General features: G+C 40.8%; 25 protein-coding genes. 19 read left to right on the top strand and 6 right to left on the bottom strand.

The annotated features are described in order from the left end of the window. The first annotated feature begins 24 nt into the window (after positions 1–24). The 11 genes from hisS (at position 25) to K1I97_RS05860 (ending at position 8187) form a co-directional block, all read left to right on the top strand. Positions 25–1305: a histidine--tRNA ligase gene (gene hisS / locus K1I97_RS05910; protein WP_223331873.1), complete on the top strand. Its 1281-nt coding sequence runs from the start codon at positions 25–27 to the stop codon at positions 1303–1305. Positions 1306–1449: 144 nt separating this feature from the next. After that, positions 1450–1653: a helix-turn-helix transcriptional regulator gene (locus K1I97_RS05905; protein ID WP_268722955.1), complete on the top strand. Its 204-nt coding sequence runs from the start codon at positions 1450–1452 to the stop codon at positions 1651–1653. After that, positions 1653–1856: a hypothetical protein gene (locus K1I97_RS05900; RefSeq protein WP_223331875.1), complete on the top strand. Its 204-nt coding sequence runs from the start codon at positions 1653–1655 to the stop codon at positions 1854–1856. Before K1I97_RS05905 ends, K1I97_RS05900 begins: the two co-directional genes overlap by 1 nt. Then, positions 1853–2203 carry a PspC domain-containing protein gene (locus K1I97_RS05895; RefSeq protein WP_223331876.1) on the top strand — a complete coding sequence of 117 codons (351 nt, stop codon included), beginning with the start codon at positions 1853–1855 and terminating at the stop codon, positions 2201–2203. Before K1I97_RS05900 ends, K1I97_RS05895 begins: the two co-directional genes overlap by 4 nt. Positions 2204–2221: 18 nt before the next feature. Further along, a complete protein-coding gene (locus K1I97_RS05890) occupies positions 2222–2923 on the top strand; it encodes a DUF3169 family protein (RefSeq protein WP_223331877.1) in 702 nt (233 codons plus the stop codon). Between the two features lie 11 nt (positions 2924–2934). Then, complete coding sequence (locus K1I97_RS05885; protein WP_223331878.1) at positions 2935–3759, top strand: ABC transporter ATP-binding protein; 825 nt, start codon at positions 2935–2937, stop codon at positions 3757–3759. Beyond that, entirely contained in the window at positions 3752–4450 is a 699-nt protein-coding gene (locus K1I97_RS05880; protein WP_223331879.1) for an ABC transporter permease, read from the top strand. Before K1I97_RS05885 ends, K1I97_RS05880 begins: the two co-directional genes overlap by 8 nt. Before the next feature lie 9 nt (positions 4451–4459). Continuing rightward, positions 4460–5101: a CPBP family intramembrane glutamic endopeptidase gene (locus K1I97_RS05875; RefSeq protein WP_223331880.1), complete on the top strand. Its 642-nt coding sequence runs from the start codon at positions 4460–4462 to the stop codon at positions 5099–5101. A 17-nt stretch (positions 5102–5118) separates the two neighbouring features. Beyond that, positions 5119–5349: a hypothetical protein gene (locus K1I97_RS05870; RefSeq protein ID WP_223331881.1), complete on the top strand. Its 231-nt coding sequence runs from the start codon at positions 5119–5121 to the stop codon at positions 5347–5349. Positions 5350–5506: 157 nt separating this feature from the next. Beyond that, entirely contained in the window at positions 5507–7249 is a 1743-nt protein-coding gene (aspS, locus tag K1I97_RS05865) for an aspartate--tRNA ligase (protein WP_223331882.1), read from the top strand. After that, positions 7246–8187, top strand: a complete 942-nt coding sequence (locus K1I97_RS05860; protein ID WP_223331883.1) for a YitT family protein — start codon at positions 7246–7248, stop codon at positions 8185–8187. The genes aspS and K1I97_RS05860 overlap by 4 nt, the downstream gene beginning before the upstream one ends. Positions 8188–8217: 30 nt before the next feature. On the opposite strand, the gene K1I97_RS05855 is transcribed toward K1I97_RS05860, so the two are convergent. From K1I97_RS05855 to K1I97_RS05835, 5 genes are all read right to left on the bottom strand, one after another. Continuing rightward, on the bottom strand, positions 8218–9204 hold the full coding sequence (locus K1I97_RS05855; protein ID WP_223331884.1) for a LacI family DNA-binding transcriptional regulator: 987 nt from the start codon (positions 9202–9204) through the stop codon (positions 8218–8220). 9 nt (positions 9205–9213) lie between these two features. Further along, positions 9214–10014, bottom strand: a complete 801-nt coding sequence (locus tag K1I97_RS05850; protein WP_223331885.1) for a DUF1189 domain-containing protein — start codon at positions 10012–10014, stop codon at positions 9214–9216. Between the two features lie 180 nt (positions 10015–10194). Beyond that, entirely contained in the window at positions 10195–11037 is an 843-nt protein-coding gene (locus tag K1I97_RS05845; RefSeq protein WP_001065656.1) for a sugar ABC transporter permease, read from the bottom strand. 1 nt (position 11038) lies between these two features. Further along, positions 11039–12331 (bottom strand): carbohydrate ABC transporter permease, encoded by a 1293-nt coding sequence (locus tag K1I97_RS05840; RefSeq protein ID WP_223331886.1) that lies wholly within the window; start codon positions 12329–12331, stop codon positions 11039–11041. Between the two features lie 126 nt (positions 12332–12457). After that, complete coding sequence (locus K1I97_RS05835) at positions 12458–13729, bottom strand: extracellular solute-binding protein (RefSeq protein WP_000095458.1); 1272 nt, start codon at positions 13727–13729, stop codon at positions 12458–12460. Between the two features lie 474 nt (positions 13730–14203). On the opposite strand from K1I97_RS05835, the gene malQ reads away from it, so the two are divergent. The 8 genes from malQ (at position 14204) to K1I97_RS05795 (ending at position 21962) form a co-directional block, all read left to right on the top strand. After that, entirely contained in the window at positions 14204–15721 is a 1518-nt protein-coding gene (gene malQ / locus K1I97_RS05830; protein WP_223331887.1) for a 4-alpha-glucanotransferase, read from the top strand. A gap of 24 nt (positions 15722–15745) precedes the next feature. Beyond that, the gene (gene glgP, locus K1I97_RS05825) at positions 15746–18004 is read left to right on the top strand and encodes a glycogen/starch/alpha-glucan family phosphorylase (protein WP_223331888.1); all 2259 of its coding nucleotides are present in this window, start codon (positions 15746–15748) and stop codon (positions 18002–18004) included. 173 nt (positions 18005–18177) lie between these two features. Then, on the top strand, positions 18178–18891 hold the full coding sequence (locus tag K1I97_RS05820) for a hypothetical protein (protein ID WP_223331889.1): 714 nt from the start codon (positions 18178–18180) through the stop codon (positions 18889–18891). Position 18892: 1 nt separating this feature from the next. Further along, positions 18893–19048: a hypothetical protein gene (locus K1I97_RS05815; RefSeq protein ID WP_223331890.1), complete on the top strand. Its 156-nt coding sequence runs from the start codon at positions 18893–18895 to the stop codon at positions 19046–19048. 68 nt (positions 19049–19116) lie between these two features. Beyond that, entirely contained in the window at positions 19117–19800 is a 684-nt protein-coding gene (locus K1I97_RS05810) for a hypothetical protein (RefSeq protein WP_185756565.1), read from the top strand. 56 nt (positions 19801–19856) lie between these two features. Continuing rightward, the gene (locus K1I97_RS05805) at positions 19857–21119 is read left to right on the top strand and encodes a hypothetical protein (RefSeq protein ID WP_125827616.1); all 1263 of its coding nucleotides are present in this window, start codon (positions 19857–19859) and stop codon (positions 21117–21119) included. After that, positions 21112–21516, top strand: a complete 405-nt coding sequence (locus K1I97_RS05800) for a hypothetical protein (RefSeq protein ID WP_125827617.1) — start codon at positions 21112–21114, stop codon at positions 21514–21516. Before K1I97_RS05805 ends, K1I97_RS05800 begins: the two co-directional genes overlap by 8 nt. An 11-nt stretch (positions 21517–21527) precedes the next feature. Continuing rightward, the gene (locus tag K1I97_RS05795; protein ID WP_125827618.1) at positions 21528–21962 is read left to right on the top strand and encodes a hypothetical protein; all 435 of its coding nucleotides are present in this window, start codon (positions 21528–21530) and stop codon (positions 21960–21962) included. 96 nt (positions 21963–22058) lie between these two features. Here K1I97_RS05795 and K1I97_RS05790 read toward each other — a convergent pair whose 3' ends face one another. Beyond that, positions 22059–22907, bottom strand: coding sequence for a putative RNA methyltransferase (locus tag K1I97_RS05790; RefSeq protein WP_223331891.1), 849 nt, complete (start codon positions 22905–22907; stop codon positions 22059–22061). Between the last annotated feature and the right edge of the window lie 13 nt (positions 22908–22920).

The following is a 22920-nucleotide window of genomic DNA, read 5'->3' as shown; positions in this document are numbered from 1 at the left end:
TATTAAGTTTAAAGAGGATTCCCTATGAAATTACAAAAACCAAAAGGAACGCAGGATATTTTACCTGCTGAGTCTGCTAAATGGCAGTACGTTGAGGGCTTTGCCCGTAAAATTTTCAAGCGCTATAACTATGCAGAAGTGCGCACGCCTATTTTTGAGCATTACGAGGTCATCAGTCGTTCTGTCGGGGACACAACAGATATCGTAACCAAGGAAATGTATGATTTCTATGACAAGGGTGATCGTCATATCACCCTTCGTCCAGAAGGAACTGCGCCCGTTGTCCGTTCCTATGTGGAAAATAAACTCTTCGCCCCAGAAGTGCAAAAGCCAAGTAAGTTCTATTACATGGGCCCTATGTTCCGTTATGAGCGTCCACAAGCAGGTCGTTTACGCCAGTTTCACCAGATTGGTGTCGAGTGTTTTGGCTCTAGCAATCCAGCTACCGATGTGGAAACCATCGCTATGGCAGCCCACTTCTTGAAAGAAATCGGCATCCAAGGTGTCAAATTACACCTCAACACTCTCGGAGATCCTGAGAGCCGTGCGGCTTATCGTCAGGCCTTGATTGACTATTTGACACCGCTCAAGGAGACCTTGTCGAAGGATAGCCAACGTCGTTTGGAGGAAAATCCTCTCCGTGTCTTGGACTCTAAGGAAAAAGAAGACAAGGTGGCAGTAGAAAATGCGCCGTCTATCTTGGACTTCCTTGATGCAGAAAGCCAAGCTCATTTTGATGCTGTGCGTCAGATGTTGGAAAATCTGGGTGTAGACTATATCATCGATACCAATATGGTGCGTGGTTTGGACTACTACAACCACACGATTTTTGAATTCATCACTGAGATTGAGGGCAATGACTTGACAGTCTGTGCAGGAGGTCGCTATGATGGCTTGGTTGCTTACTTTGGTGGTCCTGAGACTGCTGGATTTGGCTTTGGACTTGGTGTGGAGCGCCTGCTTCTCATTCTTGAAAAGCAAGGTGTGGCCCTCCCTATCGAAAACTCTCTAGATGTTTATATCGCAGTCTTGGGTGAAGGAGCCAATATCAAAGCTTTAGAGTTGGTACAAGCCCTTCGCCAACAAGGATTCAAAGCAGAGCGTGATTACCTTAACCGGAAACTCAAAGCTCAGTTCAAATCCGCCGATGCCTTTGTGGCTAAGACCCTCATCACCCTAGGAGAGAGTGAAGTCGAAAGCGGACAAGTGACGGTCAAGAACAACCAAACACGAGAAGAAGTGCAAGTGTCACTTGAGGCAATCAGCCAAAACTTCTCAGAAATTTTTGAAAAATTAGGCTTTTAATAGTATCTAAAACTGGTCAGGATCTTATTCCTGACCCTTTTCTTTTGCAAAATGACAAAAATTATAAACTTTTTGACAAATATTGTTGTCAAAAAGAAAAAGATGTGTTACAATGTAAGCAAGTTAAGAGTAAAGGAGAAAGGAATGCTTAAAAATCGTCTAAAAGAGCTGCGGGCTCGCGATGGCCTCAACCAAACCGAACTAGCCAAGTTAGCAGGGGTTTCCAGACAGACCATTAGTCTACTAGAGAGGGATGAATATACCCCGTCGGTTGTGATTGCCCTGAAGATTTCGCAGATATTCAATGAACCAGTTGAGTCGGTCTTTCGCTTAGAGGAGGATGAATAATGAATAAGTATAAAGTGATTTATTATATAGTTGCTATAGCTCTAGTAGTCAGCGTGTTTCTATTGATTGGGATAGACTTAGGCTGGTTTAATCCCTATCAAAATGACCAATTTATTTGGGCCTATTTTACCCTCATACCAGTAATTGAATGGATTGAAAAGAAATCAAAAAATCTAGCAAGTGAAAAAGGTGAAGGAATATGAAAGAATTTTTAGCAGGTTTTCAAGTAGATACTGAGAACAAAGAACTTGCAGGTGTCTGTGCAGGTTTAGGAAATTATTTTAATATCAAGACTAACGTTATCCGTTTAGTAGCAATTTCGTTGTTTCTTTCGTCAACAGAGTTTGGGATTTTAACAGTCATCCTATATGCTTATCTAGCAGGCTGGCTTGGGAGAGATCCTTTAAGAGAAGGGGCGAAAAAAGCAAGAAACCAAGCTATTCTCTTGTTTGCTGTTTGTTTGATTTTAGTATCACTTGGAACAGAGGGTTTGACAGCAATTTATGAATCAGGAAAAGCATTTGGTCAGTGGTTAGTTGGATTGGTGTAGTTTAGAAAGAAGATGAATATGAAAAAGAAACATTTATTAATTTTGTTGGGGAGTGTACTGTTAGGTGTTTTATTGGGAATGATTGGTACTGGCTTTGCTAGTCTTCGTTCAGAAATTTCTAAAGATCAAGTACTGTTTGTTCTAGATGCCTTCTTTTTCTGGTTTGGGATTATTTCAACAATTTTAGCTCTTTATTTTACCAGAATGAGTCGTAAAGCCTACAATAACTATCAAAGAGAAGAAGACGACGAACAAAGTGAACAAGACTATATTAGGATGTATCGTTTCTTAGATTATGGTACAGTGGCTAATAGTACTTTGCTAATTAGTATGTTATTTAGCTTAGTTACCATGTTTCCTGGGTTTAGATTATCTTTATCTCCTTTTCTCTTAGCTATACTTGTAATTTTTGTGGGTAGCTACTGTCTCAATACGACTAGCTTGATCCGTAATTATAAACTTTCTATCATGGCAACTCCTAAGGAAATGTTAGAATTCCTAGATACTTATGATGAGGGAGAAAAGCAAGCAGAAATGGAAGAAGCTTACTTAATCTTGTTCAAGATTAATCAGACGATCTTGCCAGCTATCTACATTCTCTTGATGGTTTTATCACTGGTGTTAGGTGAAGTACAGTTGATTGCTTTAATTATAGCGGTTGCTATTCACATTTATATTAACCTTGCACAATTGAGAAAAACAAAACGTTACTTTAAATAAAAGGAGTTTCTATGATTCGCGTTGAAAATGTAAGCAAAAGTTTTGGAAGCAAGAAAGCTCTGCATCAGATTTCTTTTGAGATTAAGGAGGGTGAAATTTTTGGCTTCCTAGGACCTTCAGGTTCAGGTAAAACAACCATGATCAATGTTCTGACGGGTCAGTTAGCTGCAGATCAGGGTGAGACAGTTCTCCTAGGGAAGTTTTCTCAAAATTTGACTTCAAATGATCTGGAACAAATCGGGATTGTTAGTGATGGCAGTGGTTTTTATGAAAAGATGAGTCTTTACAAAAATCTTCTCATCTATGCTAAGTTATACGGCCTCAAGTCAGATAGAGTAGAGCAGGTGCTCCAACAGGTTGGATTGGCAGATGCTAAAGATATTATCGCAGAAAAACTATCTACAGGTATGAAACAGCGAATGTTCTTGGCTCGTGCTCTTCTAAATGCTCCCAAAATCCTCTTTCTAGATGAGCCAACAAGTGGTCTTGATCCTACCACTTCAAAATCGATTCATGCTCTATTACAAGAATTAAAGCAGACTGGAACAACGATCTTTTTAACAACCCACGATATGAATGAAGCAACCTTGCTTTGTGATCGCCTCTCTCTTTTAAATAAGGGTAATTTAATAGAGTATGGAAGTCCGCAAGATATTATCCAGAAGTACCATGTGGACAAAAAGGTTCGTTTACGTTATCAAGATGGACGCGAACGAGTGGTCTCTTTTGAAGAAATACCTCATCTGGATACGAGAGATCTGATAGCTGTTCATTCTTGTGAACCGACTTTAGAAGAAATCTTTATTAGATTGACAGGAGAAAAGTTAGATGTTTAGAAAATTAAATGCCCTTCTTTGGTTAAGACTACAAGTTCTTATTAGCAACTCAACCTTATTAGCGACTTTATTAATGCCCTTTGGTATTGCTATCCTATATAATGAATTCTTAAACAAGAGTGGAGAACTGACTATGTTTCTCCTCTCTACGAGTTTGACGATGGTCTTGAGTATGGGAAGTGGTTATATGGTATCGATTATGATGGCTGAGGATAAGGAAAAATGTAACCTTAAATCCCTCATACTAAGTGGTGTGACAGCAACGGAGTATACTCTGAGCATGATGGCTCTTCCTCTTCTAGTGGTGCTTTTTTCGATGGTTGTTCTCCCTCTATATCTTAAAGTTGATTTGACAAACTACTTTCTTACCTATGGTCTCTATCTGCTTCTGGCAACTATCAGCATTATCTTTCTTAACATTCTTATCGGTGCAGTATCAGATACTCAGTCTAAGGCGCAAGTGTATAGTATTTTTCCTATGCTGACCTTCTCTTTCTTGCCCACTCTTGCTGTTCAAAATGAAACTGCGCAAAAATTGTTGGACTATTCCTTCATTGGTCCTTTGGTAAGTTTATTAAAAGAAGGTGGAGGAGAGTTATCTTTGAGAAGTCTTGGTCTTTTGCTAGCATGGATCCTTTTACTAGGATTAGCTAGTCTCTTCGTATTGAAAAATAGTTATAAAGGAAAGTAGGAGGCCCATATGAACTTACTTAAAAATCTTGGCTGGTTTCTTCTAACTGTTCTATCCTTTTTCTTTGGTTATGGTCTGGTTCAGAGTATGGCACTGTCAGCTCTTGGACTAGGGGCCTCAATCTATGGAGTCTTGCCACTTTATATCGCCCTGTCAGGAGCCTATGTTTATGGAGTTTACAAGTGGTATCAGACAGAAAAGGTTAGCATCCAGACAACTGCTTTTAATCGTTATATCTGGTTGCCTACTCTGGTTTTACTAGTGGCTATTACAGCCCAGTTCTTTTTACCAGACGATCCGTCGACCAATCAACAAATCGTATCCCAACTGACAGTGGCACAGCCTGCATTTGGTTTCTTTATGGTGGTGGTCTTTGCTCCTCTGACGGAAGAACTCATTTTTAGAGGGATGCTGGCGCGCTATCTCTTTCCTATGCAGGACAATAGCAAACAGACAGCTCTGTTTCTCCTTGTATCGAGTGTCCTTTTTGCCTTGATTCATTTTCCAGGGACTTTGCAACAGTTTTTAGTCTATGCTAGTCTAGGATTGAGTTTGGGACTGGCTTATGTGAGTCGAAAAGGCCTTCTTTACAGTATTTTTTTGCACGCTTTGAATAATTTAATCGGCTTTTTGATGATACTCATGCTATAATAGAGTCAGGAGGTCACATGAAACGAGTAATTTTATTAGCAGTGATACAGGCAGTCGTTCTCTTCTTTATTATCGGGGGCCTTGCCTATGCCTTTAAAGGCGATTTCTTTTACAACTATCTAGCAGTGATTTTTGCACCTATTGCAGGAATCATGCGCTTTGCAACGGCCTATGCAACGGAGATTATCCTACCTAAAAAGGCAGCTGAGATTGCAGAAAAACGTAAAGAAGGTCAAGAATCAAAATAAGAAAATCCGATGGCGTCTTCATCGGATTTTTTGATGTTGTCACGATTTTTTAGCTCTTCACTTGATTTTTAAAGACTGGCAAACTTTTCTGCTGATTTTCATGAAGAGCCTGCGCTTTTATGGTAAAATAGTAACAGAATAAAAGAGGAGAGAAAAAATGAAACGTAGTATGTATGCTGGTCGTGTTCGTGAGGAACACATCGGACAAGAAATTACCTTGAAAGGATGGGTTGGCCGTCGTCGTGACTTGGGCGGTTTGATCTTTATCGACCTTCGTGACCGTGAAGGGATTATGCAGTTGGTTATCAACCCTGAAAAAGTATCTGCAGAGGTTATGGCAACAGCTGAAAACCTTCGTAGTGAATTTGTTATCGAGGTGACTGGACAGGTCGCTGCGCGTGAGCAGGCAAATGACAAGTTGGCGACTGGTGCAGTTGAGTTAAACGTGACAGCTTTGACAGTGCTTAATACAGCTAAAACAACACCTTTTGAAATCAAGGATGGCATTGAGGCAAATGATGATACGCGTCTACGTTACCGTTACCTTGACCTTCGTCGTCCAGAAATGTTGGAAAACCTTAAACTTCGTGCTAAGGTGACCCACTCTATCCGAAACTACTTGGATGAGTTGGAGTTTATCGATGTGGAAACGCCTTTCCTTTCTAAGTCGACACCAGAAGGGGCACGTGACTATTTGGTGCCATCTCGTGTTAATAAAGGTCATTTCTACGCTCTTCCTCAAAGTCCACAGATTACCAAACAGTTGTTGATGAATGCTGGATTTGACCGTTACTACCAAATCGTCAAATGTTTTCGTGACGAAGACTTGCGTGGAGACCGCCAGCCTGAATTTACTCAGGTCGACTTGGAAACTTCCTTCCTTACTGAGCAAGAAATCCAAGATATTACAGAAGGATTGATTGCGCGCGTGATGAAAGAAACAAAAGGCATCGAAGTGACGCTTCCATTCCCTCGTATGAAGTATGACGATGCTATGGCTCTTTATGGTTCTGACAAGCCAGATACCCGTTTTGACATGTTGCTTCAAGACTTGACAGAAGTGGTCAAAGGTGTTGACTTCAAAGTTTTCTCAGAAGCACCCGCTGTTAAAGCCATTGTCGTTAAAGGCGCTGCGGACAACTATTCGCGTAAAGACATCGACAAGATGACCGAAGTAGCCAAGCAGTACGGTGCCAAAGGACTTGCTTGGGTCAAGATTGTGGATGGAGAATTAAACGGACCAGTTGCTAAGTTCTTGACTGGCATTCAAGCAGATTTGACAAATGCCCTTGGTCTTGAAGATAAGGACTTGGTTCTCTTTGTAGCAGATACGCTTGAGGTGGCCAATGCAACACTAGGTGCCCTTCGTGGACGTATTGCCAAAGAGCTTGGCTTGATTGATAGCGACAAATTTAACTTCCTCTGGGTTGTTGACTGGCCGATGTTTGAATGGTCTGAAGAAGAAGGTCGTTACATGAGCGCCCACCATCCGTTCACTCTTCCACAGGAAGAGACAGCTCACGAACTAGAAGGTGATTTAGCTAAAGTTCGTGCCATTGCCTATGATATCGTCTTGAACGGTTATGAGCTGGGTGGTGGTAGCCTTCGTATCAACCAAAAAGACCTTCAAGAACGCATGTTCCAGGCTCTTGGTTTCTCAGCGGAAGAAGCCAATGACCAGTTTGGTTTCCTTCTTGAAGCCATGGACTATGGTTTCCCACCACACGGTGGTTTGGCTATCGGGCTTGACCGTTTTGTCATGCTCTTAGCAGGAGAAGAAAACATCCGTGAAGTCATTGCTTTTCCTAAGAACAACAAGGCAACTGATCCAATGACACAAGCTCCATCAACAGTCGCTCTCAAACAACTAGAGGAACTCAGCTTACAAGTAGAAGAATGAAACAAGCGAAACGAACTAAGCGGTGGCGCTATTATCTGCGCCGCTTTGCTTATCAGATAAAAATTTTACGTGTCTTACAAAGCATCTCTCGGGAAAAATATGATGAGAAAATCTCGGCTTCTCTGGTCTATGGTTTTTTATCAGCAGTAGCGGTCAATTTCTTTTTTCAACCAGGGCATGTGTATTCGAGTGGTGCGACAGGTCTGGCGCAGATTGTCTCTGCCTTGAGTAATCACTGGTTTGGTTTTCATATTCCGATTTCGCTAACCTTTTACGCCATTAATTTCCCTTTGATGGTCTTGGCTTGGTATCAGATTGGACATAAATTTACGGTCTTTACCTTTATCACGGTATCCATGAGTTCCCTTTTTATCCAGCTTGTGCCCGTTGTGACGCTGACAGAGGATCCCATTATCAATGCCCTTTTTGGGGGTGTTGTCATGGGATTGGGGATTGGTTTTGCACTCCGTAACAATATTTCTAGCGGGGGTACAGATATTGTCAGTCTGACCATTCGCAAGAAAACAGGGAGGAATGTTGGTAGTATTTCTTTCTTGGTCAATGGGACGATTATGCTGATAGCAGGTTTGACCTTTGGTTGGAAATACGCTCTCTACTCTATGATTACCATTTTTGTATCGAGCCGTGTGACAGACGCAGTCTTTACCAAGCAAAAACGCATGCAGGCCATGATTGTGACCAGTAATCCTGACAAGGTAATCGAAAAAATCCATAAAAAATTGCACCGAGGGGCTACCATGATCCACGATGCAGAAGGAACCTATAATCATGAGAGAAAAGCAGTCTTGATTACTGTTATCACGCGAGCAGAGTTTAATGATTTTAAACACATCATGAAACAGGTCGATCCGACAGCCTTTGTCTCTGTATCTGAAAATGTCCACATCCTAGGACGATTCGTAGAAACAGACAATTAGACATGAAAAAACCAGCTCCAGAGCTGGTTTTTATTTTTCGATGATTTTGTGGGCAATTAACTGACGGTAACAAATTTGTTTATTGTTTTTAGCATCGTTGATGATCTGGAGAATGGTTTCAAAGGAAACACGTCCAAGTTCCAGACTATTGATATCGACATAAGCTACGAGATCGAGTCGAGGATTGACAGAGTCGAAACTCAAGACAGGAACAGTTAACTGATGCTTACTGATGTAGTCACAAACTCCTTCTGCTAGGAGACTATCGGTTGTGATGATAGCATCAATCTGCGGATCGTGATTGAACAGGAGTTCACTGAACTGATACCCTTTTTCTTCTAGAAATTCGGTCGCAAAGTAGGTTAAGTTGGTATCAATCGGAAGTTGGTGTTGTTTGAGTGCGGATTCATAGCCAGTTAGACGATCTTGCGTTACGAAGAGTCGCTTTGTCCCCCCGATGAAGGCAATTCGTTTGCATCCTTTTTTGATGAAATACTCTGTCGCATCAAAGCCCGCTTGTACATTGTCATTATCAACAAGAGGGATAAAGGGTGAAGTAGATTTTCCGAGAATGAGGAAAGGGAACTGCTCATCGGCTACTAGTTTGACCAGAGGATCCTCTTCCTCAGCGTAGAGGAAAATCAAACCGTCAACACGCTTGCCATAAACCATCTGAGAAATCGCATTGAGCCGTTCTTTCTCATCTTTCCCTGTTGCAATCTGAATAGCGTAGTGGTTTTCAGACGCGACTTGGGCGATACCACGAAGGACAGATGGGAAGAAAGGATTTTGGTAAAAGGCATCCGAGTCATCAGGAAGCACCAGGCCGATAACCTGAGTATAGCTGCTAACTAGACTGCGAGCATTGAGGTTGGGATGGTAGTTGAGTTCCTTCATAGCCTTACGAACTCGTTTTTTGGTTTCATCACTAATCGTTGATTTATTTTGAATGACGCGGGTAACAGTTGAAGGTGAGACACCTGCTGCCTTAGCCACATCTTTAATCGTCACGGGCATAAAAATCTCCTATTTATGGTAATCTGGATCACGGAAATGTGTCTTGTAAAAAATAGTGACCAGATAAAGAACAAAAAGAATGTTTTGTACAGTGATAAGGGTTGACATATTTTGGCCAAAAAGTCCCAAAATAAGCGTAATCAGAGTTGGTAATCCTAAACAGTTCAAGATAAAATGATAGCACTCTTTAAAGGTCTTAAATGAAAAGAGGCGTGATTTTTTTGTGATATAAAGGAGAAAGCTAGCCCCAAGAGAGACAATGAAGAAATTTAATCCAAAGAGGAAGCTTGCACCAAGAACGAGAAAGAGACTGATATAGACCCGGTTTTGTTGGTACCAGTCTTTAGAAATGGCCTGGGTTAAATCTTCCTTGCTCTGGAAACTCTCCGTTTGAATCGCGTGGTAGCGAATGCGAATTAGTTCCTTACTTTCCTTACTGATGACGAGTTCTTCCGTATCAAAATGAAGTTGCAAGTCCTTTGGCAATTCTTTGCTTTGGCTCGGGCCAATCAAAAGAGAAGGCTGCTGATTCTTCGTACCTGAGTAGTTCAGCTTTCCATCAACGATTTGTGCATTCTCTGACAAGTCCATGATCGCTTCATCTGTCAGTGGAGTGTAGACATTATCGATAAAGGTATCCAGTGGATACGTTTCCTGTGAGCTGTTTTGAATGGCAATTGGAATCATGGACAAGCTGATGAGGAAAATGCTAGTAAAGAGAAGCTGAAACCAGTTGAGTCCGAAACGTTTTGACAGGGGCTTACGAAATCCCCAAATACTTGAAAAATATGAAAATGGATATGGAAGCATTTGTATCTTTCTAAAAGGTGTTTTCTATATGAGTATTATTATATAGAGAAATGTGCTTTATTTCAAGTCTAGTAGATAAATTGCTTACTGAAAAGCTGATTTTGCTACTATTTGCGGTCTTGTGTCTAATCTTTCAACTTTAGAAACAAGATCAAAATGAAAAAGGGTGGCGGGGATAAATTATCCCTTGTCGCCACCACTTGTAAGTCCTGAAACAAAGTTCTTTTGTAGGAAGAAGAAGAGAATACAGATTGGAAGGGCGATGAGGATAGCACCTGCTGAGAAGTAGGCAATCTTCAAGTTTTTCACATTGCTGACAAAGGTCTGTAGACCAACGGCAACTGTAAAGTATTCTTTCTCACGAAGCAAGAAACTAGAGAGGATATAGTCTCCGAAAGGTCCCATGAAGGCCCAGAGCGCTTGTACAGCCACCATTGGGCGAACGAGTGGGAGAACAATTTGCCAGAAGCGACGGAAGTGTCCTGCACCATCTAGTTTTGCTGATTCATCAAGAGACATCGGTACTGTGTCGAAGTAGCCTTTCATCAACCAAGCATTCATCGGAATACCTCCACCAACATAAAGGAAGATGAGGAACCAGCTTTGGTTAAGCGCATTCAACATAAGGGCCATAACGAAGAAGGCTGTCAAAGCGGCCATAGTTGGCACCATTTGGATGATCAAGAAGAAGACCAAACTTTGTTTACGAGCCAAGAAGTTGTAACGGCTGTAGGCATAACCAGCAAGTACGATGATACTTGTTTGAACAGCCATGGTAATCAAGGCGATAATCAAAGTGTTGAGGTACCAAGTGCCGTACAAGGTTTCAGTGAAGAGCCCTTGGAAGTTGGCAAAGCTAAAGTCGACGTTAGCATCTAGTTTAAAAGCTACGACGTTACCAGTCTTGAAGGCTGACATAATGGTGATCAAAAGTGGATAAATAATCACGATTGAAAGACCAATCAAGTAGAGGTAAGTGAGGGTTTGAGTCAGTCTACGTTTGAGTTTGATTGAGTTATTCATCTTAGACGTCCTCCATATCAAATGCGTGTAGTTTCTTGAATGCGATCATAGAGATAGAGATGACAATGATAGAGATGATCAAGGTAACAGCTGCCGCCATAGAGTATTGAGGAGATGTACCTGTTGTCAAACGATAAATCCATGAGATCAAGATATCAGTTGAACCGGCTCCACCACCAACGCTACCAGGACCTCCGCCGTTGAAGAGGTACATGATAGAGAAGTTGTTAAAGTTGAAGGTGTATTGGCTGATCAATGTTGGTGCTGCAACAGCCAAAATCATAGGGAAAGTGATGTTGCGGAATTTTTGCCAAGCATTGGCACCATCGATGTAAGCCGCTTCGTAGAGGTCGTTAGGAATCGACTGCAAGATACCCAAAGTCAAAACGTAGATGTATGGGAATCCTAGCCAACCTTGCATCATAATCAAGGCAATCTTAGTCCAAGTCGGATCGGTTTTCCAAGGGATAAGAGCTCCATCTAGGAAAGGAAGGATCTTAGACAAAAGAGGCAAGACTTGGGTGTTGATAGCACCGACACTATCGTTAAACATGTTTGAGAATGTCAAAATAGTGATGAAGGCTGGAACAGCCCAAGGAAGAAGGAAAATAACACCAAAGATACGTTTTCCTTTGATAAATGGTTGGTTAGCAATGATGGCGGTGAAGATACCAATCACAATCTGCAAAGTAGAAGCAGACAAGGCCCAGATGATGGTCCAAGAAAGAACTGCACCGAAGGCTGAACGGAAGGTACTTAAGCTCCAGATGTTTGTAAAGTTAGTTAAACCAACCCAGTCCAACAATTTGTTTGGTGGCAAGTGTTGGAAGTCATAGTTGGTAAAGGCAATCATCAAGGTTACGATAACTGGGAAGATAATCGCAAATGTCATAGCGACGTAAGATGGGATGATCAAGAGGTAAGGGAAACCATTCTCATAAATACCTTTGATCATATCTTTAAAAGTACGTGGGACAGGAATTCCATTGTTAATACGTTTTGCGATTGTATGTGCATCTTTAATATTTGAGAAATAAAAGAGCACATAAACGACTACAAAGATTAAATGGAAGGCACCACGAATCAGCATAAAGAGGGAATTATCACGACCTGGCTTGTCACCAAGAGTGATCAAATTGTGCAATTCAGGGGCTGCAAGTGCTAGGAAATAAAGAACAAATACGATAGTTACACCAAGGAAGATAAAACCTTTCGCCTTTTGTTTATTGTAAATCTGTCCTAACCCAGGAATCACTGAAAGCAAGGCTGCTTTGCTAGGTTGTTGGTTTTCCATGAATACTCCTTTCATAGGATACGAGATTGAAGTTTGTCTCCAATCGCTAGATAGGCAACTGCAATCATTCGTAAATTTATAAAATCAAAGGGGGATCTGTATTCTCCCCCCTTGTAACGAATTCAATTATTCACCAAATTTTTGTTTGATTGTTTCTTTGATCAATGTTACAGCATCGTTAGCAGCTGTCTTAGCATCTTTTTTACCACTTACAGCGTCAAAGAGCATTGTTTTAGCTGGATCCCAAACTGCTGACATTTGAGAAATGTTTGGCATTGGTTGAGCGTTCTTGAACTGTTTGATAACAGCTGTTGTCAACTCATCGTTTTTACCTTCAGCGTATGAACGAGCTTCAGTGTTAGCTGGGATTTCGTTAGTTGCATCGTAGAATGCTTTTTGTTGTTCAGTTGAAACAAGGAAGTCTACAAATTTTTGTGCAGCTTCAAGGTTCTTAGTGCTTGATGGGATGATCCAAGCTTTACCACCACCGAATGGTGTGTATTCTTTACCATTTGGAAGAGTTGGAATAGTAGCAACACCGTAGTTTACTTTAGCATCTTTGAATGCTTGAGCTTTCCAAGGACCGTCGATGATAGCAGCTGTTTTACCTTCTTGGAATTGAGTTTGGATCAAGTTTGCAGCACCTTCAGTATCTTGCATACCTTTAGGCCATTTTTCATACCAAGATTTAGCGTAGTTGACACCAGTGATAGAACCGTCGTTTGCAAGACCGATGTCTTTAGCGTCTTTACCGTTTTGTCCGAATACGTAACCACCGTTACCAGCAAGAAGTCCGTATGCGTAGTAGAAGTTTGTCCAGTCAGCTAGGAATGCAGTAGTTTTGCCATCTTCACCAGCGAAAGCGTATTTGCTGTCTTTAGCAAGTTCTTCTAATTCAGCAAAAGTTTTTGGAGCTTCTTTAAGCAAGTCTTTGTTGTAGTACATAACAAGTGACTCAATAACGGCAGGAGCACCGTAAACTTTACCGTCAGCAGCTGTTACAAGAGATTTAGTTTTATCATCTGTTTTTGCACCATCGCTCAAAGTAACTTCTGAAAGTTGTCCGTCAGTACCAAGGCTACCTACGCGGTCGTATGGTGCCATCATAACGTCAGCAGCTTGACCTGATTGGTTGTCAAGTGAAAGTTTGTCAAGTCCACCAAGTTGGTCACCTGATTTGATGTTAACTTTTGTACCTGATTCTTTTTCATAAGCTGCAGCAACTTTTTCAGCGTAGGCTTTGTATTGGTCTTCAACGTAGAAAGTGATTTCTTTTGCTTCAGATGAACCAGAATCAGCAGCCTTATCAGCAGTTTTGCTTCCGCAAGCTACCAAAAGTAAGCTAGCAAGAGTAGCAGTTCCAAGCACAGCAGCGCTCTTCATGAATTTAGATGACATAGTGTATTCCTCCTAAAGAATAACAAAAATAATTTAATGAGAAAACGCAAACGTTTTCTTTTACGAACTTAGTATAGCACAAACAGAAAACGGTTGCAAGCGTTTTTAGGAAATTTTTTAAAAAAATTTTAAGGTTTCAAACATTTGTTAAAGCCCATATATAGGAAAGAACTTAAAATGTTTGTTTTTTTTGAATTGAAAATATATTAGGAAAACGATTGCGTAAATTCGGCTCGGTTTTTCAGAAAATAGAGCAGATATTGGGAATGAATTATCTTAAATCAGAAAATCTTTAAAATTTTTTCGCTTATTTCATAAAATATCAGTGGCAACAAGTTTTGTTTGATTAAAATAATTCAAAAAAATTTTTTAAAAACGCTTGCATTTGTTTTTGAAATGCGTTATACTTAAATTAACGCAAACGTTTGCGCCTTAATTGCGCAACGTTTTATAACAAACACATGAGGTGCTATTATGAAAAAACGTCAAAGTGGTGTGTTGATGCACATCTCTTCTCTGCCAGGAGCATACGGGATTGGATCATTTGGCCAAACTGCCTATGATTTCGTTGATTTCTTGGTTCGTACGAAGCAACGTTACTGGCAAATCCTCCCTCTCGGGACAACAAGCTATGGAGATTCTCCATACCAATCATTCTCGGCCTTTGCTGGAAATACGCATTTTATCGACCTTGATATCTTGGTAGAGCAAGGCTTGCTCGAAGCCAGTGATCTTAAAGGTGTTGACTTTGGTAGCGATGCATCTGAAGTTGATTATGCGAAGATTTACTACGCACGTCGTCCGCTTTTAGAAAAAGCAGTGAAACGCTTCTTGGAAGTGGGAGATGTCAAAGATTTTGAGAAGTTTGCTAAAGACAACCAATCATGGCTTGAACTCTTTGCTGAGTATATGGCGATCAAAGAGCATTTTGACAATCTTGCTTGGACAGAATGGCCAGATGCAGATGCTCGTGCCCGTAAAGCTTCAGCGCTTGAAAGCTACCGTGAGAAATTGGCAGACAAGTTGGTTTACCACCGTGTGACTCAATACTTCTTCTTCCAACAATGGTTGAAATTGAAAGCTTACGCTAACGATAACCACATCGAAATCGTTGGGGACATGCCTATCTACGTAGCGGAAGATTCAAGCGACATGTGGGCAAATCCACACCTCTTCAAGACAGATGCCAATGGTAAAGCAACTTGCATTGCAGGATGCCCACCAGATGAGTTTTCTGCAACTGGTCAGCTTTGGGGCAACCCAATCTATGACTGGGAAGCAATGGACAAAGACGGTTACAAATGGTGGATTGAACGTTTGCGTGAAAGCTTCAAAATCTACGATATCGTTCGTATCGACCACTTCCGCGGTTTCGAATCTTACTGGGAAATTCCTGCTGGTTCCGATACAGCAGCACCTGGTAAATGGGTGAAAGGTCCAGGGTACAAACTCTTCGCAGCCGTTAAGGAAGAGCTTGGTGAGCTAAACATCATCGCAGAAGACCTTGGTTTCATGACAGATGGAGTGATCGAGTTGCGTGAACGCACTGGCTTCCCAGGAATGAAGATTCTTCAATTCGCCTTCAACCCAGAAGATGAAAGTATCGATAGCCCGCACTTGGCACCTGCCAACTCTGTTATGTACACAGGAACACACGACAACAATACGGTCCTTGGTTGGTACCGTAATGAAATCGATGATGCGACACGTGAGTACATGGCTCGCTACACTAACCGTAAAGAATACGAAACAGTGCCACACGCTATGCTTCGTACAGTATTTTCATCCGTTAGCTTCATGGCTATTGCAACCATGCAAGACTTGCTAGAACTAGATGAGTCAGCTCGTATGAACTTCCCGTCTACTCTTGGCGGAAACTGGTCATGGCGTATGACTGAAGATCAATTGACACCAGCGGTTGAAGAAACTTTGCTTGACTTGACTACAATTTATCGCCGAATCAATGAAAATTTGGTAGAATTAAAGAAATAAGACAATATCAGGAGACACATAAACATGTTACCATTAAACGAATTTGTACAAAAGCGTTACAATAAAACCATTGCAGAATGTAGCAATGAAGAGCTTTACCTTGCTCTTCTTAACTACAGCAAGCTTGCTAGCAGCCAAAAACCAGTCAACACTGGTAAGAAAAAAGTTTACTACATCTCAGCTGAGTTCTTGATCGGTAAACTCTTGTCAAACAACTTGATTAACCTTGGTCTTTACGACGATGTGAAAAAAGAACTTGCTGCTGCAGGTAAAGAGTTGATCGAAATCGAAGAAGTAGAATTGGAACCATCACTTGGTAACGGTGGTTTGGGACGTTTGGCAGCCTGCTTTATCGACTCAATCGCTACACTTGGTTTGAATGGTGACGGTGTTGGTTTGAACTACCACTTTGGTCTTTTCCAACAAGTTCTTAAAAACAACCAACAAGAAACGATTCCTAACGCTTGGTTGACAGAGCAAAACTGGTTGGTACGCTCAAGCCGTAGCTACCAAGTGCCATTTGCACACTTCACATTGACATCTACTCTTTACGATATCGATGTACCTGGTTACAAGACAGCTACTAAAAACCGCTTGCGTTTGTTTGACTTGGATTCAGTTGATTCTTCTATCATCGAAGATGGTATCAACTTTGACAAGACAGATATCGCTCGCAACTTGACTCTCTTCCTTTACCCAGACGATAGCGACAAGCAAGGTGAATTGCTCCGTATCTTCCAACAATACTTCATGGTTTCAAACGGTGCGCAATTGATCATCGACGAAGCAATCGAAAAAGGAAGCAACTTGCATGACCTTGCAGACTACGCTGTTGTACAAATCAACGATACTCACCCATCAATGGTGATTCCTGAATTGATCCGTCTCTTGACTGCGCGAGGTATCGAGCTTGATGAAGCAATCTCAATCGTTCGTAGTATGACTGCCTACACTAACCACACAATCCTTGCTGAAGCCCTTGAAAAATGGCCTCTTGAATTCTTGCAAGAAGTGGTTCCTCACTTGGTACCAATCATCAAAGAATTGGACCGCCGTGTGAAAGCAGAATACAAAGATCCAGCTGTTCAAATCATCGATGAGAGTGGACGTGTCCACATGGCTCACATGGATATCCACTACGGATACAGCGTAAACGGGGTTGCAGCTCTTCACACTGAGATCTTGAAGAACTCAGAGTTGAAAGCTTTCTACGACATCTATCCAGAAAAATTCAACAACAAAACAAACGGTATCACTTTCCGTCGTTGGCTCATGCATGCTAACCCAAGCTTGTCTCACTACTTGGATGAGATTATTGGCCGTGGTTGGCACCATGAAGCAGATGAGCTTGAAAAACTCTTGTCATACGAAGACAAGGCTGCTGTCAAAGAAAAATTGGAAAGTATCAAGGCTCACAACAAACGTAAATTGGCTCGTCACTTGAAAGAACATCAAGGTGTGGATATCAATACAAACTCTATCTTTGATATCCAAATCAAACGTCTTCACGAGTACAAACGTCAACAAATGAACGCTTTGTACGTGATCCACAAATACCTTGATATCAAGGCTGGTAACATCCCTGCTCGTCCAATCACAGTCTTCTTTGGTGGTAAAGCAGCTCCTGCCTACACAATCGCTCAAGACATCATTCACTTGATCCTTTGCTTGTCAGAAGTGATTGCAAACGATCCAGCAGTAGCTCCACACTTGCAAGTTGTAATGGTTGAAAACTACAATGTTACTGCAGCAAGCTTCCTTATCCCAGCATGTGACATCTCAGAACAAATCTCACTTGCTTCTAAAGAAGCTTCAGGTACTGGTAACATGAAATTCATGTTGAACGGAGCTTTGACTCTTGGTACTATGGACGGAGCTAACGTGGAAATCGCTGAGTTGGTTGGCGACGAAAACATCTACATCTTTGGTGAAGATTCAGAAACTGTTATCGACCTTTACGCAAAATCAGCTTATAAATCAAGCGAATACTATGCTCGTGAAGCTATCAAACCATTGGTTGACTTCATCGTGAGCGATGCTGTTCTTGCAGTAGGTAAGAAAGAACGCTTGGAACGTCTTTACAACGAATTGATCAACAAAGACTGGTTCATGACTCTCCTTGACTTGGAAGACTACATCAAAGTCAAAGAGCAAATGCTTGCTGACTACGAAGACCGTGACGCATGGTTGGATAAAGTCATCGTTAACATTGCCAAAGCAGGATTCTTCTCATCTGACCGTACAATCGCTCAGTACAACGAAGATATCTGGCACTTGAACTAAGATTCATTGCATCAGATTATAAAAAGCGCATCTAAAAAGATGCGCTTTTTTGATGAAACAAAGTAGAGACTTTAATAGAAAATTCTCCATACCGTTAAAACGCTAGCACAACAGAGGAAAAACAGGTATACTATTGTTAATTAGACTGAATCGGATAAAGAAGAGGGGAATTTATGATGAAAAAACTAGCACTAGCAGTGGTACTTTTGGGAATGGCACTATTGACATTGACAGGTTGCTTTACAAAAAGTAGCCGAAGATTTATCGAGGGAAAGGCTGCAGAGCTCAGCAAGGTCTATCCAACGGAGAATCTGGAAAACTTGTTTGAAAAGTTTCCGGATGGATTTCAGATTCGTATAACAGATACTGAAAAGAAAGATGAAAACTCACCAACAATAATTTACCAAACGGTTTTAAATGGAATCTCTGAAATCAAAGAAATAAAAGGAGAAATTACCAAAGAAAGCTCATTCGAAAATTCAGATGGGAAAATTGAAAAGGAAATGTTATATAAGGGAAATATCTACTACAAAGACGGCAGTCTTCATTTATCGGAAGGAAGCTCTTCTAATAATAAAGAAAAAGGTGACTTAAAACACTCACGACTTTTAATGCAGGAATTCTCTATTTCAAGGTCGAGTTTAAAAAGTCTAGAAGTAGTTCGGAAAGGCTATAGTTTTGAGACAGGTTCTGCCAGTATCACCTATAAGCTCAAAAATGAACAAGTGAATGATTATTTAGGTTTAGAAAATAATGCTCAACCTAATATGATTATTAATATTCCTGAACCAACGGTATCAGGAAAGAACTACAGCTACTCCATCATTTTTAGAAAAGATAAGCTCTCTCATTCAGAAGGTATTGTTGGAAAACTAAAAGGTAATTAAAATGAGCGATTATAGAGAATACACAGTGCTAGATGGGACTAATCCAACACTTGATGCTTCGGATTTGTCCTATGAATTTGAAAAGGCTAGGTTCACAGGAAATATCACACGTATTATGACAAAGCAAGACCCTCTGAATAACTTGACGGTTGTTTAGATTGAACCAGAAGCTTAAAACTGGTATAATGAAGTGACTATCTTGGATTCTGAGAGGAGGAGCAATCCATGTTTAAAAAAATTGCAATGATGATGTTAGTAGGAGGGCTTGGAATAATGGTGTTAGCTGGATGTAGTAATAAGAGTAGCCGTAAATTTATTGAGGGAAAGGCTGCAGCATTAAGTAAGGTCTATCCGACAGAGAATCTGGAAGACCTGTTTGATAAGTTTCCAGGTGGGTTCCAGATTACCTCAAAGGATTTATACGAATATGAAGAAAGTGGGTATAAACTCCAATCAATCAGTTTACATGGGAATTCTCAAACTAGACAGATTTCAGGCACAATATCAGAGAAACAAGTTAGTTTTGATCAAGATGAAAAGCGTAGTGAAAATTTTGTGTATACGGGTGAGGTCGTTTATCAAGATGGTAAAATTCAATTAAAAGATCCAACAGCGAATATCAAAATAAAAAGCCCAACATTACTGCTCCAAGAATTTACGATTAATAAAGACAGTCTATCCAAATTAAAAATGGGAGGAAAAGGTTATAGCTATGAAACTGGGAGTGCAGACATTGACTATACTCTATCGGATCCTATTTTAAACACCTACATGGGAGTGGAGCAGGATAAAGAATTAAAAATGATTATTTATATTATGCATGAGACGGTTGAAAACAAGGCTTATAGCTATACTTTAGATATTAAAGATGGTCATAACTATCATACAGAATTAATTGAAGGTTACTAAAGTTATATTACGGAAAGAGTAATAAATTTGTGTAAAAAGCACTGCGAGGTAAAAATATGAGTGAAAAAACTTCATCAGTTATTCTAGATGGAACTAATCCAACACTAGATGCTTCGGATTTGTCTTATGAATTTGAAAAGGCTAGGATTAAGGGAGCAACAGATAGAGAGCTATTGGATAAGTATTCTGATACCGAAAATAAAATTATGCCCGAGAATTTTCAGTATCTATCCAGTTTCCGTGATCCTGAGACAGGGACGAGTGGGGTTGCCTTTAGAGATAAGCCAAGTGGAAAAACCATCATTGCTTTTACAGGAACCAACCCTAATAGTGACTTAGTAAACGACGCAATCATGACCGATGGAGTTAGTATCGCCTTTGGTACGGGGCATCACTATGATTCGGCTTATCAGTTTTATGAGGATGTTCTAAAAAAGAACGGCTTAAATCCAGAAGATGTTATCTTGACAGGGCACTCGCTAGGTGGGAATGTCGCTCAGCGTGTCGCTCTCAAATACAACGCTCCGGAAACCATTGTCTATAATGCAGCACCTCTCTATGTTCCTCTAGGTGCGGATGTTATGAATGCACTTATCAGTAATCCTCATTTAGTACTCCCTTCCGCAAGTAACATAGCTAAGATAAAGAATGATATAGCTCAGTTTACGGGAAACATCACACGTATTACGACAAAACAAGATCCTCTGAATAATATATCTGATCTAGTTGGTGGAGTTTATGTAGGGAAAGAGTATATCATCCCTGATTCAGGCGGTCACATGATGGAGGATTTGCGGGCAGTCGCTGGTGATATCAAGTATACGATTGCGATGGACAACATGAAAAGAAATATGGATCAAGGCCTAAAACGTGTACAGAGCAAGAAAGATCGCTTTAAAGTCAATGACATCGGTACGGCTTCTCCAAATGGCTTGTCCAAGGCAGAACTCATCGCGCTGGACTCAGAGCAGGCGCTGGTTGTTGCTAGCGGATTGTCGACTACTTCTAATGCAACGGTTGATTTGATAGGTGCAAAAGGGACAAGTGCAGTCGATAAGGCTCTGACCGTGTATAAAAGCCTCGGAGATGTACCATTCGGTTTTCTCCTATTCTCAGATGAAGTTCGAGAAACTTACAATGAAAGCAATATCAACTATGGAACTATTGTTGAAGCGGTAGATAGTCATTGTCGAACTGTTAAAAAGACCGCGAAGACGGTAGCTACTTCATTTGCAAGTTTAGAGACAAAGATTAAGTCAGGAATTGAACAAACCGTTCAGAAAGATACAGAATTACAAGGATTAATTGCCCATGGATAAGTGGAGTAAGATTAGATCTAAATTAGTGGACGCTCAAGAAGAACTTTACAAGATAGACGATGAATATCGGCAATCAAAGAATGAGTTGGATACTAAGTGGAATTTTTTGGGAGATTTTTATAGAGGTTTAAACCAAAGATTTGATGAAAAGCATTCTATTATTTTATCAGCTTATTCAAAAATGCCGGATGCGACTGAGGATATGCTGGATGCTGCAGTGGAGACTATTCGCCGATATAGGATGGTGAATGAAGAGGAGTTTAAAACTCGGCAACGCGAACTAGAAAGAAAATATGACGACTTAGAAGATAGCTATAAGAAAAAGTCTAGAAAGCAAGAGGCAGTTATTGAGCAACTTTCTAGTGAACTAAGAGCATGTCAGACGGATGAAAAATAGGAGGAAGAAGGATGGGGTTATTTGAAGATGTCGGTACTGGAATTTATGACTTTGCTTCAGACACAATGGACAACATCGGTAATGGAATTTCTGGTATCAATGATTTTACTAGGAAGCATATTCCAGGTGTGAGAGAAGTAGAGGATGCTATACACGGGGCTTATGACTGGGGGATGGATCAGTTACGCTCTTTTGAAGCCTATAGCGAAATTGAGAAGAAATTAGAAAGATCACTTATCAAAACCTTGTATGTGCCAGCTAAAAAACGAGCTACGGCTCGGATTATTCAGAAATTTGACAAAGAAGTGGAGAAAATAGGTACAAAGACGAAGGAAGAGATTGATTCCGTTAATAATCAAATCGATGCGGAAATCAAAGGGGAGTTTTCAAACGCCATTCAAGATACAGTTAGTAAAGAAAATCTCAAGTGGGAGAAATTGGTTTAAAGCGAAAATGAGAATAGTTGACTCACTATTTTTTTACAAAAATCAAATCCGCACCTCAATCAAGGGTGCGGGTTTTGTCTTATCTGAAAGATTTGTTTACAGTGCTTTCCCAAACAGAATCTCTGCTTCGATGGTAATCTCTGTCAGTTGGCTCCAGTCAATCTTGCTCTGATCAACGTGAAAGAGAAGGGGTGTCATGGCAAGCAGAGCTTGGCGTTGCTCAGCCGAGATAGGTTTTGTTAAGGAAGCAATCTGACGAGATTGGATACGGAAGTGTTCTTGGAAATGTTCCTTAATATCTTGATTAGAATAATCCTTCTTTGTCAGCTGGTCCTGCACCATATGACGGATTTCCTTGAGGTGATTTTCAGTTGGGATGACCTTAATCAAGATACCGTCTTTGGATAAAACGCGGCGAAATTCTCCATAATTAGCAGGGGAGAAGATATCAAGCAGAATATCCATGCTGGTGTCTTTTATAGGAAGGCGAGCCAGGTCACCAACAAACCAATTGATAGCCCAGTTAGGTTCGCTTTTAGCAGCGATTTGAACGGAATCTTTTGAAATGTCAAAGGCGTAGAAGGTTTTGTCAGAGTGTGTTTCTTGGAGTTTACGAGAGTAGAAGCCTTCGCCACAGCCGATATCCAAGATAGTTTTGGCAGATGATTTAGTCGTTAGTATGTCTGAGATGCCTTCTAAGATAGCCTGATAAAATCCAGCTTCTAGGATTTCTTGGCGGTTTTGGAAGTTTTCCTTGTTGTAGTTGGCAGATTGCTTGATCTGAGGAGCCAAGTTGACATAGCCGAATTTTGCCAGATCAAAAGAATGGCGATTGCTACACTTGAGACTAGTTTCGACCAAGGTCAGATTTTCTTGGCAGATGGGGCAGGCAAAGGAGCTAGCAGCAACAAAGCGCTGGAGTTTGGGTTTGAGGTTTGTATTCATAGTTTTAGTCTAG

Origin of the sequence: Streptococcus oralis, assembly GCF_019929345.1 — a bacterium.
GTDB lineage: Bacteria > Bacillota > Bacilli > Lactobacillales > Streptococcaceae > Streptococcus.
The sequence above is the reverse complement of the archived record's forward strand: the minus strand, read 5'-3'. Positions and strand labels throughout refer to the sequence as shown.